This is a genomic window from Vibrio sp. Scap24 (assembly GCF_013394185.1).
GTDB classification, from domain to species: Bacteria; Pseudomonadota; Gammaproteobacteria; order Enterobacterales; family Vibrionaceae; genus Vibrio; species Vibrio pomeroyi.
This window is the reverse complement of the sequence record NZ_CP041333.1, coordinates 1,374,215-1,389,099: the sequence shown is the minus strand read 5'-3', so window position 1 is coordinate 1,389,099 and position 14,885 is coordinate 1,374,215. Positions and strand designations below refer to the sequence as shown.

Sequence of the window (14,885 nt, the reverse complement as noted above, 5' to 3'; positions counted from 1 at the left end):
TACCGAAAATGACGTACGTTGAGTTAGGTATTTAATAACTGATATATGGGATTTGGTAACTGGGGTTTGCCCGTGCGAATTCGAGGAAAAAACAGGAGATAGTCGCCATATCAACGCAATTAAGGTGAAGATATGACTATTTACAAACAAGCATCGCAACCCGTTTCGATTAGAGTCGCTGATTTACTTCAACGCATGACCACTGAAGAAAAAGTCGCTCAGTTAGGCGCTCAGTGGTTGATACTCTCTCAGGATGGTAACCACCAAGAGCGTGAGTTAGAGATGGGGCAGAAAAGCCAATCCCGTACGTTAGCGCAAAAACTACAATATGGATTAGGCCAAATTACACGCCCTTTGGGCACAACCACAGTGAACGCTGATGAAGGCGTAAAAGCACTTAATCAGCTTCAGACATTTTTGGTCGAGGAAACTCGCCTCGGCATTCCGGCTATTCCACATGAAGAGTGCTTGGTTGGGCTGATGTCTCAAGGTGCCACGCTTTACCCGTCATCATTAAATTACGGCCATACTTGGAATCCTGAGTTGATCGAACAAGTTGCCGATGACATTGGAAGACAAGTTCGAATGGTCGGTGCAAAACAAGGTTTAGCGCCTGTATTGGACGTGTCACGAGATGTTCGATGGGGAAGAACCGAAGAGACATTAGGTGAAGACCCTTATCATACGGGGATCATTGCGACCAGCTATGTAAAAGGTTTGCAAGGGCCTAAGCGCGATATCTACGCCACACTAAAACATTACGTCGCACACTCTGCCAGTGAAGGCGCGCGTAACCATGCTCCGGTTAATCTTGGCTTCAGAGAGCTGAATGATACCTTCATGTTGCCATTTGAAATGGCGGTTAAACTAGGTAAAGCTGGCTCAGTTATGCCTGCGTATCATGATATTGATGGCGAACCTTGCCATGCATCAAAACATCTTCTTACCGACGTACTGCGAGAACAATGGGGGTTTGATGGTTTGGTGGTGGCGGATTATGGCGGCATAGAACTGCTTGCTAACCATCATGCTATTGCAGACAGCCCAACATCCGCCGCAGCGTTGGCATTTAACGCAGGTCTAGATATTGAACTACCTGATGATAAGTGTTCAGAGCGAGTATTAGAGGCGATCGAGCAAGGGTTAATAAGCACTGATAAGCTCGATGAAATCGTGTCTCGTATCCTCACCACCAAGTTTGAATTGGGTTTGTTCGAACAGCCTTACACTCAAGTGCCAACAGAACCTTTGAGCAACTCAACCAGTGAAAAGCTTGCCTACCAAGTGGCAAGCGAGTCCGCGGTATTATTGAAAAACAATGGTATTTTGCCTCTGTCTAGCAAATGTAAAATTGCAGTCATTGGGGCAACAGCCGATGACCCTTTAGCGCTTCTCGGAGGTTATAGCTTTCCCGTTCACTTAATCCTAAACGACCAGCAAAGCAAAGGGGCAGAGCTGGACTCGTTATTGACTGCTTTCCAGCACCAGTTTGATGATGTTCATTATCATAAAGGGTGTGACATATTAAATGACCGACGAGCTAATGCTCCGGTCTTCCCTGGAGATGTTGACCTCGCGGTTGCGCAGGCTATGACCTCTCCGATCAGCCAGGATAGCTCGCATATATCAGGCGCGCTTTCCGTCGCCAAAGCAAGTGATGCGGTGGTGGTGTGTGTGGGTGATTTAGCGGGTCTATTTCAAACAGGAACCATAGGTGAAGGTTCCGATACGGATACGTTAGCACTTCCAGGTGTGCAACAAGAATTATTGGATACACTGCTTGATTCCGGTGTTCCTGTGATCGTTCTTGTGACAGGCGGCCGTCCGTATCAATTGGGACGCGCTGAAGATGAAGCGTCGGCAATCTTGTATGGTTGGGCGCCCGGTCAGGAAGGGGCGAGGGCATTAGTCGATATCATTACAGGTAAAGTGAATCCAAGCGGTCGACTTACGGTCTCAATTCCGAAAAATGTAGGCGCTGTTCCATACTTTTATAACCACAAACTGAAAAGTGCAGGTACTCCCATCGCGTATCATTTTGGTTCAGCTTATAACTTTGGATTTGGTTTGAGTTATACGACCTTTGATTACAGCCAATTCAAGTTGCAACGCGACACGCTCTTAATGAGTGATGATGTGACTGTTTCCGTCACGGTGACCAATACGGGGGAGAGTGATGGCTGTGAAGTGGTGCAAGTTTATGTTCGAGATAAACTGTGCTCCGTGGTTAAGCCCGTTAAAGAGCTGAAAGGGTTTCACAAAGTGAGCCTACAAGCCGGACAGAGCAAGAAACTCACATTTACCATTCCTGTCGATATGCTTAACTTCACTAACGGTTTTGGGCAGAGAGTGGTAGAAGGCGGAGACTTTGACATCATGATTGGCCGTTCCTCGAACCAAATCGAACATCAAACGATAGTTAATGTAGAGCAAGGGACACATGTGTTGCCTAAGTATTGGCGAATGACCGCTTGTTGTGTTGAGTCCGACTGCTGCGAGATCCTAGACCAAACGCAAGGTCAGGCGGAACTTGAAATGAGTTAGTAAACTTAATCATTAGTTAAGACACAAAACCCCTTTCGCTTTTGCCTAAGGGGTTTATTGAATTATCAGATGATGTGTCGTTCTAAAAGGTAACGCTAATTGCTACAGTGTAACGTTAGCTTGAACGTATAACAGTTTATTCTGGCTGTGACCGATCCCTGAACTCTTTTGGTGTCTGCTCAAGGTTTTTCTTGAACACAGTGTACATATACTGCAAAGAGGGATACCCACAAAGTTCAGCGACTTCGACAATCGGCAGCGACGAGTTTTTGAGTAAGTTACAAGCGCGCTTTAGCTTTGAATTGTGGATTTCCTGATGGATTGAGTGCCCGCGCTCCTCTTTAAATCGAACTTCCATATTTGAGCGCGAAATACCGACATAAGACAAGACTTGATCGACCTTGATGCCTTTACACGCATTGTGACGAATAAAGTGCATGGCTTGTATCACGTAAGGGTCTTTTAGCGCTTGGAAGTCTGTACTTTGTCGCTCAAAGATTTTTGTCGGAGGGACTAAAATTCGTGAGTGTTTCAGTACTCGAACCTTAGTCTGGTCGTCAGATTCGTTCTCTTTTTCTCGATTTTCCAGAAGTTTATGCAACATTTTTGCTGAGCGATAACCCATCTCGCGACAGCCTTGCCCAACGGAGCTTAATGACACGCGAGTCAGGCATCGAGCGAGTTCTTCATTATCGATACCAATCACGGCAACTTTATCAGGCACGAGAAGGTTAACTTGCTCGGTGACTTGAAGGATATGTCTGGCGCGAGAGTCAGTAACAGCGATAATACCGGTAGGTGTTGGTAATCGCTGTAACCAATCGGCTAACCGGTTCATGTCATATTGCCAAGTATGTGAGTTGGTTTCATTACCTCTATAAACAGAGCCTGAATAGCCTTCACGTTCAACAATCTTCTTGAAGGCGAGTTCACGCTCATACGCCCAACGGTTCCGGTCATTGCTGTGAGGGGAACCATAGAAAGCGAAGTTTTGAATTCCCTTTTCTTTCAAGTGTTGGAATGCAAGCTCGACCAACGCTTCATTATCTGTAGCGATGTAAGGGACATCAGGATAGTCATCTTCGTTGCTGTATGATCCCCCGACACCGACGACAGGGATGTCTGAGTCAGCAAGCAGCTTTTGAATGTCTGGGTTATCAAAATCTGCGATAACACCATCTCCTCGCCATGCATCGAAGTTGTCTAAATGAGTGACGAAATCTTCTTCCAAAAATATATCCCAAGCACACTGTGAGGCTTGTAAATACTCTCCGATACCTTCTATAACCTGACGGTCATAGGTCTTATTGGCATTGAAGAGCAAAGTAATTTGATAGCGTTTGTCCATGATTACCCAATTTTATTATTCGTGTTATTAGTTTTTGTTAATTCTATCAGTGGGAAATTACGCATGGTGTGATCTCTCACTCAGTCGTGAAATCCGTTAATTTGACTATGAAATAACGTAATTGAGCTGAGTATTGTCAATGTTGATACTTGGAATCAAGAAATTGAACTGAAGCATATTTGAGTCATTACATGTCACATTTTGAGCTCGAATTACGAAAAGAGGTTATGCATATGTATATTGGAATCGATTTAGGTACATCGGGTGTAAAATCGATCGCGATGTCTAAAGAGGGTGAAATTCTAGCGTCTAAAACGGTTGAGCTATCTGTTTCGCGCACCCAGCCACTTTGGTCTGAGCAAAATCCAAATGATTGGTGGGAAGCAACAGCACAAACGATCAAGAGCTTAAGTGAGCAAGTTGATCTTAAAAAAGTAAAAGCGATAGGCCTCTCAGGTCAAATGCACGGTGCAACATTATTAGACGCGAACGGTGAAGTACTGCGCCCAGCTATCTTGTGGAACGACGGTCGATGCGAAGCAGAGTGTCAAGAGCTTGAAGCCTTGGTTCCGGAGAGTCGTCAGATCACGGGTAACATCATTATGCCTGGCTTTACCGCACCAAAGTTGAAATGGGTGGCTAACCATGAGCCTGAGGTGTTCGCTAAGATCGATAAAGTGCTTCTGCCTAAAGACTATCTACGTTTTAAAATGACGAATGATTTTGCGTCAGACATGTCAGATTCTGCAGGTACATGCTGGTTAGACGTGAATGCCCGTAACTGGAGTGATGAAATGCTCGCAGCTACAGGGTTAGGTCGTACTCATATGCCTCGACTGGTGGAAGGTAACCAGATTACCGGCCACTTAACTCAAACGATTGCCGATGAATGGGGAATGGAGTGTGTTCCTGTTATCGCTGGTGGAGGAGATAACGCAGCAGGTGCGGTTGGTGTTGGTATCACTCAGCCGGGTCAGGCAATGCTATCTCTAGGAACATCAGGAGTTTACTTCGCTGTCAGTGATGGTTTTGTATCAAACCCAGCATCTGCATTGCATAGCTTCTGTCATGCGCTACCAAATACTTGGCATACAATGTCGGTGATTCTCAGTGCAGCGTCGTGCTTGAAGTGGGTATCTGAACTCACGGGCTTTGACGATGTAGGTAGCATGTTAGAAGAGGTTGAAGTAGGTGCAGACATTAATTCAAATGTTGTGTTCCTTCCTTACTTATCGGGAGAAAGAACACCAATCAACGATCCGAATGCAAAAGGTGTGTTCTTTGGCATGACGCATTCAACGACAAGGTTAGAGCTTGCTCAAGCTGTGTTAGAAGGTGTTGGTTTTGCATTTGCAGATGGTTTTGATGCTCTGCATGTGACTAAAATGATTCCAGAAGAGGTGTCATTGATTGGCGGTGGCGCACGCAGCGCGTATTGGCGTCAGATGCTGGCTGATATCGTAGGAATGCCATTGGTATATCGCAAAGGTGGTGATGTAGGCCCTGCACTTGGCGCGGCACGTTTGGCTGTTCTTGGGGTAGAACCTGAAGCGGACCTAAATGAAGTATGTCCGGTACCAGAGTTGGTACAACGTCACGAACCTAACGAAGATAAGCGAATTTACTACAAAGCGAAACGCGATGTTTATCAAGCTCTATATCCTAAACTAAAGTCGTTGTTCTAACTTAAGTTAAGCAAAGCTTTTCAAGTGAACTAAGAGTATCTTCATACGATGATACTCTTTGCTTCACCAACAGTGTAGTGGATAAGTGGAATTGGTCACTACATTAGAGGTTGTGCTATACCTCAAGCAATCTGTCAAACGCTAATTTAGTCACCTATATAACTCAATTTGTCCAGAAGTGTGTTTGAAGACTTATTGGTTAATCATAAAATTTAAGCCTGCCTAGATTGGTTTAATGAAAGTAACTTTCTTACTGCTGTAGTTTGACTGAAATGTATAATTCACAAAAATATCAACTTATGGTTGTTTTATGCGATATCAAGATATGGTTGTTTTTAGATTAAGTTTATGATTTTAATGAATTAATTGTTATCACGTTATGGTTGTTTCAACAAATAGTTTGAAAATCAAGAGCCGCTTTTTAGCGGCTCTTTTTGTTTGGGACTTATAAAGAGATTTTTGATGGGCAGCCTACACCTATATCACCGATCAAATTCCTTACTAAAGGTGGGTAAAACAAGGTGTATGAGCTGTTTCAATGTTAGACGTTCACCCAACACATTATTGCCCCAAAGTGAGCCAGAGAGGGATTGAACTCAGTTTCAAACCCTGCAACTTGCCTTACTTTTCCTCATGCCTAGAGTTCCGACAATGTAGCTAAATGTTCTAATCCATAACAGACTAACCTTCAATCACACTTACGCACGAATATGTTGTTCAACTATGTCTAAGCTATTGAATAATAGAGAACTAAAGGGAAGTTTTTGATTGATAACATGCCTTGAATTGGAAGCGATATGTGCTTGCACGGTTTTCAACTAGAAATTAGATTCAATCTTAATTATATGCATAATTTTCAGTTGGTTAGATAGGGTTCTTGAGATATGCTGAATACATAAATTCGTGCTGGCACGTTATTAAAATGTTAGAAGAATAGGAAAGTTTTAGTGGAAGAATCTAAACCGAAAAACGGAAACAGTGTAGATGAATACTCTGATTTATATCAGGGGCCTCTTCCGCCTCCAGAATTATTAAACGAATACGAAAAAATATCTCCAGGTATGGCTGAACGCATACTAAGAATGGCTGAATCAGAGTTGCTTCATAAAGAAGCAATGCATCTTAAAGCAATCGAAGAGCATAGGAGAGAAGTTCAAAGGGGGCAATTCTTTGCAATTATAATTTCTTTGGTATCAATAGCCTGTACTGTGCTTTTAGCCTTTAAAGGAGCTCAAATTGCAGCTGGTATTTTAGGTAGTTCAATCATTGCAGGTATAGTCGCAGCGTATGTATTAAGCCGTAATTCAAGCTCGGAGAAGAATGAATGAACAGTCGTCCTGAGCCATTATCAACCGATGTTTTAAACGAGCTTAACAAATTAGTCCCGGAAGAGGCTGCTAAACACTTAGAACTTTGGCGACAAGAATATAAGAACTATCTTACTGCTGTTAGCAATCAGGAAAGTGAAAAATTAATAGATCAACGGCATCTAAGAAACTATCGAATTCTTACAGTCATGTCAGGTACATTCTTAGCATTGTCATCCTTGGCATTATGTGCGTTTGCAATACATGAAAAAGCAGATCTCGTTCCTCTGGCTGCTGTTTTAACCCCAATCGCAGGTATTGCCGGTGTTTTTGTATGGGGATATAGGCCCAATAAGGCTAAATAATTCTTCTAACAAGGCGCTTAACTGTGACCCAAAACGCTTGGCATTTTCGCTTCGCAAAAGTGTAGCCAAGGTTTTGGTCACGTTAGCTTGGCGTTATATATTTCGGAGTATGCGTGTTTAAATTTATATTGGGGGTGATTGTAGGTTCTTTTTTCTCTTTTATTTCTCTAGTAGCCATTCTTGTTTCTGATGTTAATATCGATATGGCTTTGATAACAAATATTGTGATTGCAATAGCTACCGTTGTCGCTACTGCAATTCACTTTGATTCAATAGCTAAGCAAAGAAATGACCGAATTTGGGAAATAAATAAGGATATGCTTTTAAATTTAGCTCATTCCTTGTCTTTGGTTATTTATGCTTCTGAGTATTACTCGGAAGTCGAATATAATCGCAGTTTCGGTATTAATGAATCCCCACGAGGCCCTAAGCCAAAAGAGGGGGTGTATGAGGCCTTTAAAAATGATCAAGAGAAAGTGTTAAATGTTTATCGCACATTAATGAATAAAGAATTGATTAGTAGCCTTAAGTCTTCTAAAGAAAAAAATGACTGGATTTCTGAAGCAGTAGAACACGATGCGATAGATCATCAAGAAGCATATGATGCATCAATAAAAGCATATAAAGAATTACAAAATAATTTAAATGACTTTATGGCAAGAATTTCTGGCGTAAAAAATATATAACAAGGCGTTATGTTGCTTTATAAACTTGTGAGGACCTGATAAATGGAGTGGTTTATTGCTGTAGTTAGTGCACTAATTGGCGCTGTAGTAGGCGCTCTTGCTAGCTATCTATTTACCGATAAAAACAATAAACAAAGAACACAAAGATTAGAATCAGCGTTTTACAACGAGTTTGAGTATCTATCAGGCACGCTAGAGAATTGGTTTCCAACCTTAGTAGGAGAATACCAAGAGCCATTGAGGGAGCAATATTCTGGCTTGCCATTTTTGGATCTTTCGTTAATTGATGCACTTGTAATCGAACTGGCGAGCACCGACAAACTCGTAACTCCTACACAAAGGAAGCTCATAGTTCGCCTACGTCCAGTAATTAGAAGCCTTGTTAAAAACAACGAAAAACGCGACGAATATGTAGATTCGTGGATGTTGAATAGTCACACCATGGATAATTCTGAAGAGCGAAACTCTTCGAAAAAGATAAGTTATTACACAGGGCTTCTCCTAGTTGATGTAACTCAGGCAATCTTCCATCTTAAAAAATTAAGCACCGAAAAAGAGCGTTTCACCTTTTCAAAAAGTACAACTAGTGAGGATTTGGCTAAAGCATGTTGTTCTTCTAGCGGTATTCCTTATGATGAAACAGTGTGGAAACCTATGCTTTTTAGGTTGGGACATAAGTGAAAAATCAACATAACAAACGTTTAAGGTTTCAAGATACTTTTTCTAATCCAAATCTCCCACGTTAGAACCCATACTCTAACGTGCTTTTGTCCAAAAGCTTCATAAATCCAGTATATGTAGCTACATTCCCACAGCTTCAAAAAAAGCCCTCATTGGAACGCAATGAGGGCTTAAATCAAATTCCAATAATCAAATCGAAGTTTAATTCACAGCGTAGTGTTTTCTTGCTGCATTAAGGATCTTGTTGGCTTCCTCGTCGTCGCCCCAGCCTTGCAGTTCCATACCACCGCTTGGGCCTTTGTAGTTTTCAAACCATAGACCAACGATGTCTTGAACACCTGGGTAGGTAGCGTTTAGCTCGTTTAGCGAAGCAATATCTTTAAATGGTGAATCGTTAGTGAGAACAGCCACGAGTTTGTCGTCTTGCTCACCATCATCTAGCATTTTCATCACACCGATCAGACGTACAGGAACAACTTCCCCTCGTGGTACAGACTGACCAAGAACAATCACATCTAACGGATCGCCATCACCCCCCAACTCTTTTGGTAGTGCAGTACGTGGGATAGAGCCGTAGTTACCTGGGTATCCAAGGTAGTTAACCACGCGTGGTTCGCCTTTTTTGTGTTCCCAGATAACTTGCTTGTCATTGTCTTTGCTTAGTTCCCATTTAGCGGAAGTACCTGTTGGGATCTCTACAATTGCATTGACAATGCCATCAGCAGAAGCTGCTGGGTAATCATTAAAGCTTGAGTTTGCTTCAAGGGTAAATTGGTCTAATTGCTTTAGTGCAGGGGCTGATGCCGCTGCTAAGTCATAGCTTAAACCATTGGCGGTAGATGTTGTTTTGTAACGCAGCATATAGTCAACTTTACCGCGCTCTTTGAACAGTTTATCGAAGCCTTTTTGGTTATATGCGCTAAATTGCCCCATCTGCTCAACGGAAAGGTTTGAGCCACCAACGTTGTTGGTATCCATAGATAGGATATGGTTGCTGACCGCATTGACTGCCTTTGCGTAACCTTCGGTAGAATTTAGATCGAACTCTGCAGCATCAATCGCTTTACGTACCTCTTTAGACCAGTAGAACTCTAAGAACGGGACTGGCTGATTTGGCTTGTTCCAGCACACATCACGAGAAAAGTACATCAGTGAGCGATATTGATCGTTAGCAAAGTTGGTTAGCCCAAGAGAGGTTGGAAGTTGTTGATAGCTAATCGCTTCGCCTTTGTTATCAAACAGCCATGTATTACCGTCTTTTACCATTTGGTTCCAGAACGCATCCATGTTTTTGAGGTTGCGATAATCTTTATCAACCACCACATTCACATTGAATGATGCGCCACCTTGTGACATACGGTAGAACACATTGAACGTATGGTGACCGTCAGTCAGGTAGTATTCATCGTTGGGTGCGATAACCACTGTCTTCATGTCGTGTTTACGTGCACCTATTTCCATTTCACAGGTGAAAGTCGAAGGAATATTCGGGTGTGCTTGGTCTTTGATGCTCGCTATGCCTTTTTGGCCATTGGCTTCACAGATTTCATCGAACATCTTTTCTTCGTCAAATTGGTAACGACCCAGCTTGTACATAATTTGATCATAACCCACAGATGGTTGAGTTGGTTTTAACTCATGGAGACCAAGCTTAATAACATCGCCTTCAGATACATTGCTTGCGTGAGTGGGTAAAGCGAAGATAGCCAGAGCGCCAATCGTGGCAAAAATCCCAGTCTTTTTCATAAGTCCTTCTATATATAGAATAAAAATTATGCGCTAAATTAATATGCAATCATGACATCAATATTTCACTTTGATAAAGAAGATGTTGCAGCCGTTCTATCGTGGGTGACTGATTTCGGCCTACCGACTAAAGGCTTTGCTATACCTTAGGTAATCCGTTAAGTGCTAATTTAGTAAGACCTATAAAACAGTTTTGTCCAGAAATGTGTTTTGGATAAGTAGATTATAAAATCATGACGTTTCAATATGATTTGAACATAAAGAGCCGCTTTTTAGCGGCTCTTTATGTTTGAGTTTTAGCTATCACTCAGCAGAGCGTTAACTTTCAATTTTTCTACTTCGCGTAATTCGAAGGAAACAGTGCTCGTTTCGCTTCTTCATCACGTTCGGTTTTAAATTCAACACCTTTGCCGGTTTCGCGGGCACGTAGTGCGGCTGGGCGAGTGTTAATTGCGTTAAACCAGCGCTTCAAATTCGGGTATGGTTCTAAGCCTTCTTCACCAAGCACGACAGGTGCTTTATCAATCCAGCCCCATGCAGCGACATCGACAATTGTGTACTCATTTCCGACGATAAACTCACGACCTTCCATATGCTTTTCTAGCACTTCATAGTGACGTTGCGCTTCTCGTAGGTAACGGTTCACAGCATAGTCTAGGCCTGCTGGTGCAGCATGACGGAAGTGTACCGATTGGCCAGAGTATGGACCAAGCCCACTCGCAATAAACATCATCCAAGAGAGCAGTTCGGCTCTGTCTTCAGGTTGCCCACCTAGCTTGCCAGTCTTCTCTGATAGGTACAGAAGGATAGCGTTCGAATCGAACACACGTTGTCCTTCGTCTTCGATAGCTGGTGTTTTTCCGTTTGGGTTTATTAAGCGATATTCCGGCGTGTGTTGTTCGCCTTTTAAGGTATCAACGGGAACGAGTTCAAAATCTAGGCCTGTCTCTTCTAGAAACAGAGCGATCTTCATTGGGTTTGGTGTTTGGTGAAAATAGAACTTAAGCATGGGGTAACTCCTTGTATTGATAATTCATTAAAGCACCACTTGAACGACCGTTCAATAATTGATTTTAAATTATTTGAAAATCTGCAGACTCGCATTCCAAATCTATGTGTTGAAGACCTCGTTATTTGAACGAGGGGTAAAACCGCGCGATTCAGTGTGTTGGATTTTAAGTCGTTGAAAAAATGAGCTTAAAGCTGCTTCTTTGATACGTTGTTTTATGCGGAGTTCGGATTTGTCATGGGTGGTTTGTGGCGGGAGTGGGTGTATGGAATCTGCAGTCAGATATTCCAACATAACTGTAGAGTACTGCTTCAAACCAGAATTGTCTGGATATACAGACTTATTGGTAAGTTCAAAATCGTGATCTGCTGCCACACCTTATGCAACAAATGAATATAAACGTTAGAGATTCAGGTGTGCTTCACGGTTTTTTAATCTTAGAGACTTACATTGGTGAGCAAATCTGATGTGAACACTTAACGACACAGGATCTTTCCATGAAAAAGAACATTATCGCCCTCGCTCTTGGTGGCATGCTCGCTTTTGGCGCAACTCCATTTTCTTTTGCAGCTAACGATGGCGCAGTACAGGCTTCTGCGGATTACGCGCAGTTGGTGACTAAGCGACAAGTTGTCGACCAATTACTTCTTGATGCGTTGCAGGCGTTTAAGTCTCCGGCAAGAATTTCTCACGCGGGCTTCACGGCTAAAATGCCAAGCAACATGGAAATTGTGACTAACCGATTGTTAGAAGCGTACCAGCTAGAACCTTACCGTACTGATTTGCTTATCTCGGCTGCGAACGCTCAGATCTACAACAAGAATGCTGAGCGTGCTATTGAGTTGTTTGAGCAAGCGCTGACGGTTGCACCAGATGATGTTGACCTTCATGCTTATCTTGCGGTTTGGCAGCGATTTGAAGGCAATGAAAGTGAATCCAACAAGCACATGGAGAAACTGGAAAGCCTGAACAAAGGCAAAGCAGAAGATATCAAACGTATTTTTGCTACGGTCGACCGCGTATTAGAAACACCGTTGAAAGAATCTGCAGATAAAGGCTTACTCGATGATCATGGCGCTATCGTTACTTTGGGTTACGCACTTAATCCAGATGGCTCTATGCATCAGATCTTGATTGAGCGTCTTGAGACAACATTGGCGATGGCTAAAGCGAACCCAGATGCGATGATCGTGTTAACAGGTGGCGTGCCGAAGAACCACAAGACTGAAGGTAAGTTAATGGCGGATTGGCTTATCGAGAAAGGGGTAAGCAAAGATCGCATCATCCAAGAGAACTACGCGACCAGTACGGTTGGGAATGCCTTGTTCAGTAGCTATGCACTTGCTCGTCATGATATTAAGCACGCGACTATTATCAGCTCGGCAAGCCATGTTCGTCGTGGTCAAACTCTGTTTGAAATCGCTAGCTGGCAAACCGGCCCTCAGGGTATTACCTTCGATACGGTTTCTTACCCAGACAAGCCACTCGCAGATCTTAAGAAGGCGAGTGATGGTGAGCTACTAGGTATCTACCGTGATGCTCTTAGAACGTATGGGATGTGGAGCTACCGCTCTTACCCATTAGAGTCTCGCTAGGCTTAGCGTTATTTCACAGTAGGCAAAGTATAAGTTGCTAGTACAATCGAGCACAGCTAGATGGTATGCTGTGCTCCTACTTAATTTAGTGTTTCAAAGGCAAAAAAATGAACCCGATTTTAGCAATGTTGAAAGAGAACAATATTAGCGACGAGCAGATCAGCGAGCTATTCAAAACGTTGACCGAGAACCCTCTTGCAGCAATGGCGACGATCAGCCAACTTGGTTTACCACAAGATAAGCTTCAAATGCTGATGGGTCAGGTAATGCAAAACCCTGCGCTAATCAAAGAAGCAGTTGAAGAGCTTGGCCTAGATTTTTCTAAGGTTGAAGCCGCTAAAGAGCAACTTCAAAAATAAGAGAATTTGAATGAGCTGATATCGTCTTGGCTTAATCAAAATTCAATGAAAAGGTCGTTTAAGTTCAGCAATAGGCTGTCTTGACGGCCTTTTTTGATCTTGGTGGTAGTTTGGGGCTTTGGTTGAGTTGCTTTCAATTATCTTATCTGACTCCATACACACCGACTATTTCAACACAATTGACAGCAATCTTGCCAAACACGTGCGACTATTGACAATTTACTTACTAGACTTAATTAACCTATGTGCGACCTGATATGTGCACCTTGATGAACAGAGTTTTTGGATGGAGATACCCCTAAATAATAGGGGTAACCGATTTTGGTACAAGCGCTGTTCTTCTATGAGCCACATTAAGGAAAAGAATAAGAGGGCAACAAACTAAGTCCTTTATTGAGCAGTGATTTATAGGAAATGAGTTATGAAGTATTTAAAGGAAACCGCTTTAGCGAGCCTTGTGCTGGCTGGGCTTGTCGGTTGTGGCGGTGATTCAGGATCATCAAGCAGCACGACGCCAATTACCTTGAGCGTGAGTGATGCGCCGGTCGATGATGTTAAAGATGTGACGGTGACATTCAGTAAGGTCGCTTTACTTCCCCAAGGAGGAGGTTCGCCACTGATTTATGATGTATATAAAACGGACGAAAATGGCGATTACGTTGATGAGAACGGCGATCCATTACCTGATGGCGCAGCTCCTATTCCGTTAAGTGTGAATTTGTTGGATTACCAAGGCAGCGATGCGCTCCCTTTGATTGAAAATGAGGTAGTTCCAGTAGGTAGCTATAAGTTGTGTGTGTTCGCCAATGATGGTGATCATCCAACAGATCCATCTTACGTGATAGAAAATGATGATACGAATCGTGAGTTAACGGTGAAAGGTGAAGGTGCGTGCCCGCAAGGTGTGGGTAAAGAAGACAACGCTGGCGTGCTGTACTTCAACAACTCATTCGATGTGAACCAGCAGAGTAACGATTTTGTTGTCGAGTTCGATCTTCGACGAGGCTTAAAGAACAGTTCGACTTTCCCTGATTACACCATTCAAAGAACGTCTGTGAGCCTTATCAATACGGTTGAGACAGGAAACATTGAAGGTACTGTAGCGACCACAACTTTCGAAGCTTGTAATCCTACAGACGATAACACGTTCGTTCAGTCGGTTTATCTGTATGAAGGCGATGTCGACAAAGCTGACATGGCACCAATCGGCGGCAGTGATGAAGTGAAACCGATTACTTCAGCATCAGTGACAATGAATCAAGCACAGACAAACTATGAGTTCTCTCTGGGCTTCATCGATCCTGGCAGTTACTCATTAGGCTATACCTGTACTGCGCAGCATGACAGTGATGAAGACAATGCAGCACCATTAGCCGCAGGGTTCGAAATCTATGATGCTCAAAACAGCGTGCAAGTCACTGTTGGTCAAGACAGCCAAGTGTCATTCTAACTTTGATGTGAATAACGATTTTTCATAAAAACGGCCTCTCATTTAGAGGCCGTTTTTGATCTTGTTACCTAGCTAACATGAATTTGGTGAGCATTGAGTGTGACTCTAGG

12 protein-coding genes are annotated in these 14,885 nt (G+C 42.9%); 9 read left to right on the top strand and 3 right to left on the bottom strand.

The genetic code is table 11. From position 1 onward, the window contains the following. Window positions 1-132: 132 nt before the first annotated feature. Entirely contained in the window at window positions 133-2,544 is a 2,412-nt protein-coding gene (locus FLM53_RS21625) for a glycoside hydrolase family 3 N-terminal domain-containing protein (protein WP_176679459.1), read from the top strand. 136 nt (window positions 2,545-2,680) lie between these two features. On the opposite strand, the gene FLM53_RS21620 is transcribed toward FLM53_RS21625, so the two are convergent. Continuing rightward, complete coding sequence (locus FLM53_RS21620) at window positions 2,681-3,892, bottom strand: DNA-binding transcriptional regulator (protein WP_218113446.1); 1,212 nt, start codon at window positions 3,890-3,892, stop codon at window positions 2,681-2,683. 233 nt (window positions 3,893-4,125) lie between these two features. On the opposite strand from FLM53_RS21620, the gene xylB reads away from it, so the two are divergent. The 5 genes from xylB (at window position 4,126) to FLM53_RS21595 (ending at window position 8,616) form a co-directional block, all read left to right on the top strand. After that, complete coding sequence (gene xylB / locus FLM53_RS21615) at window positions 4,126-5,577, top strand: xylulokinase (RefSeq protein WP_176679460.1); 1,452 nt, start codon at window positions 4,126-4,128, stop codon at window positions 5,575-5,577. A gap of 947 nt (window positions 5,578-6,524) precedes the next feature. Continuing rightward, window positions 6,525-6,905: a DUF2335 domain-containing protein gene (locus FLM53_RS21610; RefSeq protein ID WP_176679461.1), complete on the top strand. Its 381-nt coding sequence runs from the start codon at window positions 6,525-6,527 to the stop codon at window positions 6,903-6,905. Then, window positions 6,902-7,249, top strand: coding sequence for a hypothetical protein (locus FLM53_RS21605; protein WP_176679462.1), 348 nt, complete (start codon window positions 6,902-6,904; stop codon window positions 7,247-7,249). Before FLM53_RS21610 ends, FLM53_RS21605 begins: the two co-directional genes overlap by 4 nt. Before the next feature lie 113 nt (window positions 7,250-7,362). Then, window positions 7,363-7,935 (top strand): hypothetical protein, encoded by a 573-nt coding sequence (locus FLM53_RS21600; protein ID WP_176679463.1) that lies wholly within the window; start codon window positions 7,363-7,365, stop codon window positions 7,933-7,935. 42 nt (window positions 7,936-7,977) lie between these two features. After that, window positions 7,978-8,616 carry a hypothetical protein gene (locus FLM53_RS21595; protein ID WP_176679464.1) on the top strand — a complete coding sequence of 213 codons (639 nt, stop codon included), beginning with the start codon at window positions 7,978-7,980 and terminating at the stop codon, window positions 8,614-8,616. A 201-nt stretch (window positions 8,617-8,817) separates the two neighbouring features. Here FLM53_RS21595 and FLM53_RS24085 read toward each other — a convergent pair whose 3' ends face one another. Together FLM53_RS24085 and FLM53_RS21580 are read right to left on the bottom strand one after the other, a co-directional pair. Beyond that, on the bottom strand, window positions 8,818-10,362 hold the full coding sequence (locus FLM53_RS24085; RefSeq protein ID WP_256099317.1) for a ParB-like protein: 1,545 nt from the start codon (window positions 10,360-10,362) through the stop codon (window positions 8,818-8,820). A 334-nt stretch (window positions 10,363-10,696) separates the two neighbouring features. Next, a complete protein-coding gene (locus tag FLM53_RS21580; protein WP_176679465.1) occupies window positions 10,697-11,371 on the bottom strand; it encodes a glutathione S-transferase family protein in 675 nt (224 codons plus the stop codon). 497 nt (window positions 11,372-11,868) lie between these two features. Here FLM53_RS21580 and FLM53_RS21575 point away from each other — a divergent pair, with 497 nt between their 5' ends. From FLM53_RS21575 to FLM53_RS21565, 3 genes are all read left to right on the top strand, one after another. Further along, entirely contained in the window at window positions 11,869-12,966 is a 1,098-nt protein-coding gene (locus FLM53_RS21575; RefSeq protein WP_176679466.1) for a YdcF family protein, read from the top strand. A gap of 107 nt (window positions 12,967-13,073) precedes the next feature. Continuing rightward, the gene (locus tag FLM53_RS21570; RefSeq protein WP_004731647.1) at window positions 13,074-13,325 is read left to right on the top strand and encodes a DUF2999 family protein; all 252 of its coding nucleotides are present in this window, start codon (window positions 13,074-13,076) and stop codon (window positions 13,323-13,325) included. Window positions 13,326-13,746: 421 nt separating this feature from the next. Beyond that, on the top strand, window positions 13,747-14,775 hold the full coding sequence (locus tag FLM53_RS21565) for a DUF4382 domain-containing protein (RefSeq protein WP_176679467.1): 1,029 nt from the start codon (window positions 13,747-13,749) through the stop codon (window positions 14,773-14,775). Window positions 14,776-14,885 lie beyond the last annotated feature (110 nt).

Bases quoted from the DNA above. Each gene is read 5' to 3' on its own strand.
- FLM53_RS21575 (WP_176679466.1), top strand. From the start codon at position 11,869: ATGAAAAAGAACATTATCGCCCTCGCTCTTGGTGGCATGCTCGCTTTT.
- FLM53_RS21625 (WP_176679459.1), top strand. From the start codon at position 133: ATGACTATTTACAAACAAGCATCGCAACCCGTTTCGATTAGAGTCGCT.
- FLM53_RS21565 (WP_176679467.1), top strand. From the start codon at position 13,747: ATGAAGTATTTAAAGGAAACCGCTTTAGCGAGCCTTGTGCTGGCTGGG.
- FLM53_RS24085 (WP_256099317.1), bottom strand. From the start codon at position 10,362: ATGAAAAAGACTGGGATTTTTGCCACGATTGGCGCTCTGGCTATCTTC.
- FLM53_RS21570 (WP_004731647.1), top strand. From the start codon at position 13,074: ATGAACCCGATTTTAGCAATGTTGAAAGAGAACAATATTAGCGACGAG.
- FLM53_RS21595 (WP_176679464.1), top strand. From the start codon at position 7,978: ATGGAGTGGTTTATTGCTGTAGTTAGTGCACTAATTGGCGCTGTAGTA.
- FLM53_RS21620 (WP_218113446.1), bottom strand. From the start codon at position 3,892: ATGGACAAACGCTATCAAATTACTTTGCTCTTCAATGCCAATAAGACC.
- xylB (WP_176679460.1), top strand. From the start codon at position 4,126: ATGTATATTGGAATCGATTTAGGTACATCGGGTGTAAAATCGATCGCG.
- FLM53_RS21580 (WP_176679465.1), bottom strand. From the start codon at position 11,371: ATGCTTAAGTTCTATTTTCACCAAACACCAAACCCAATGAAGATCGCT.
- FLM53_RS21605 (WP_176679462.1), top strand. From the start codon at position 6,902: ATGAACAGTCGTCCTGAGCCATTATCAACCGATGTTTTAAACGAGCTT.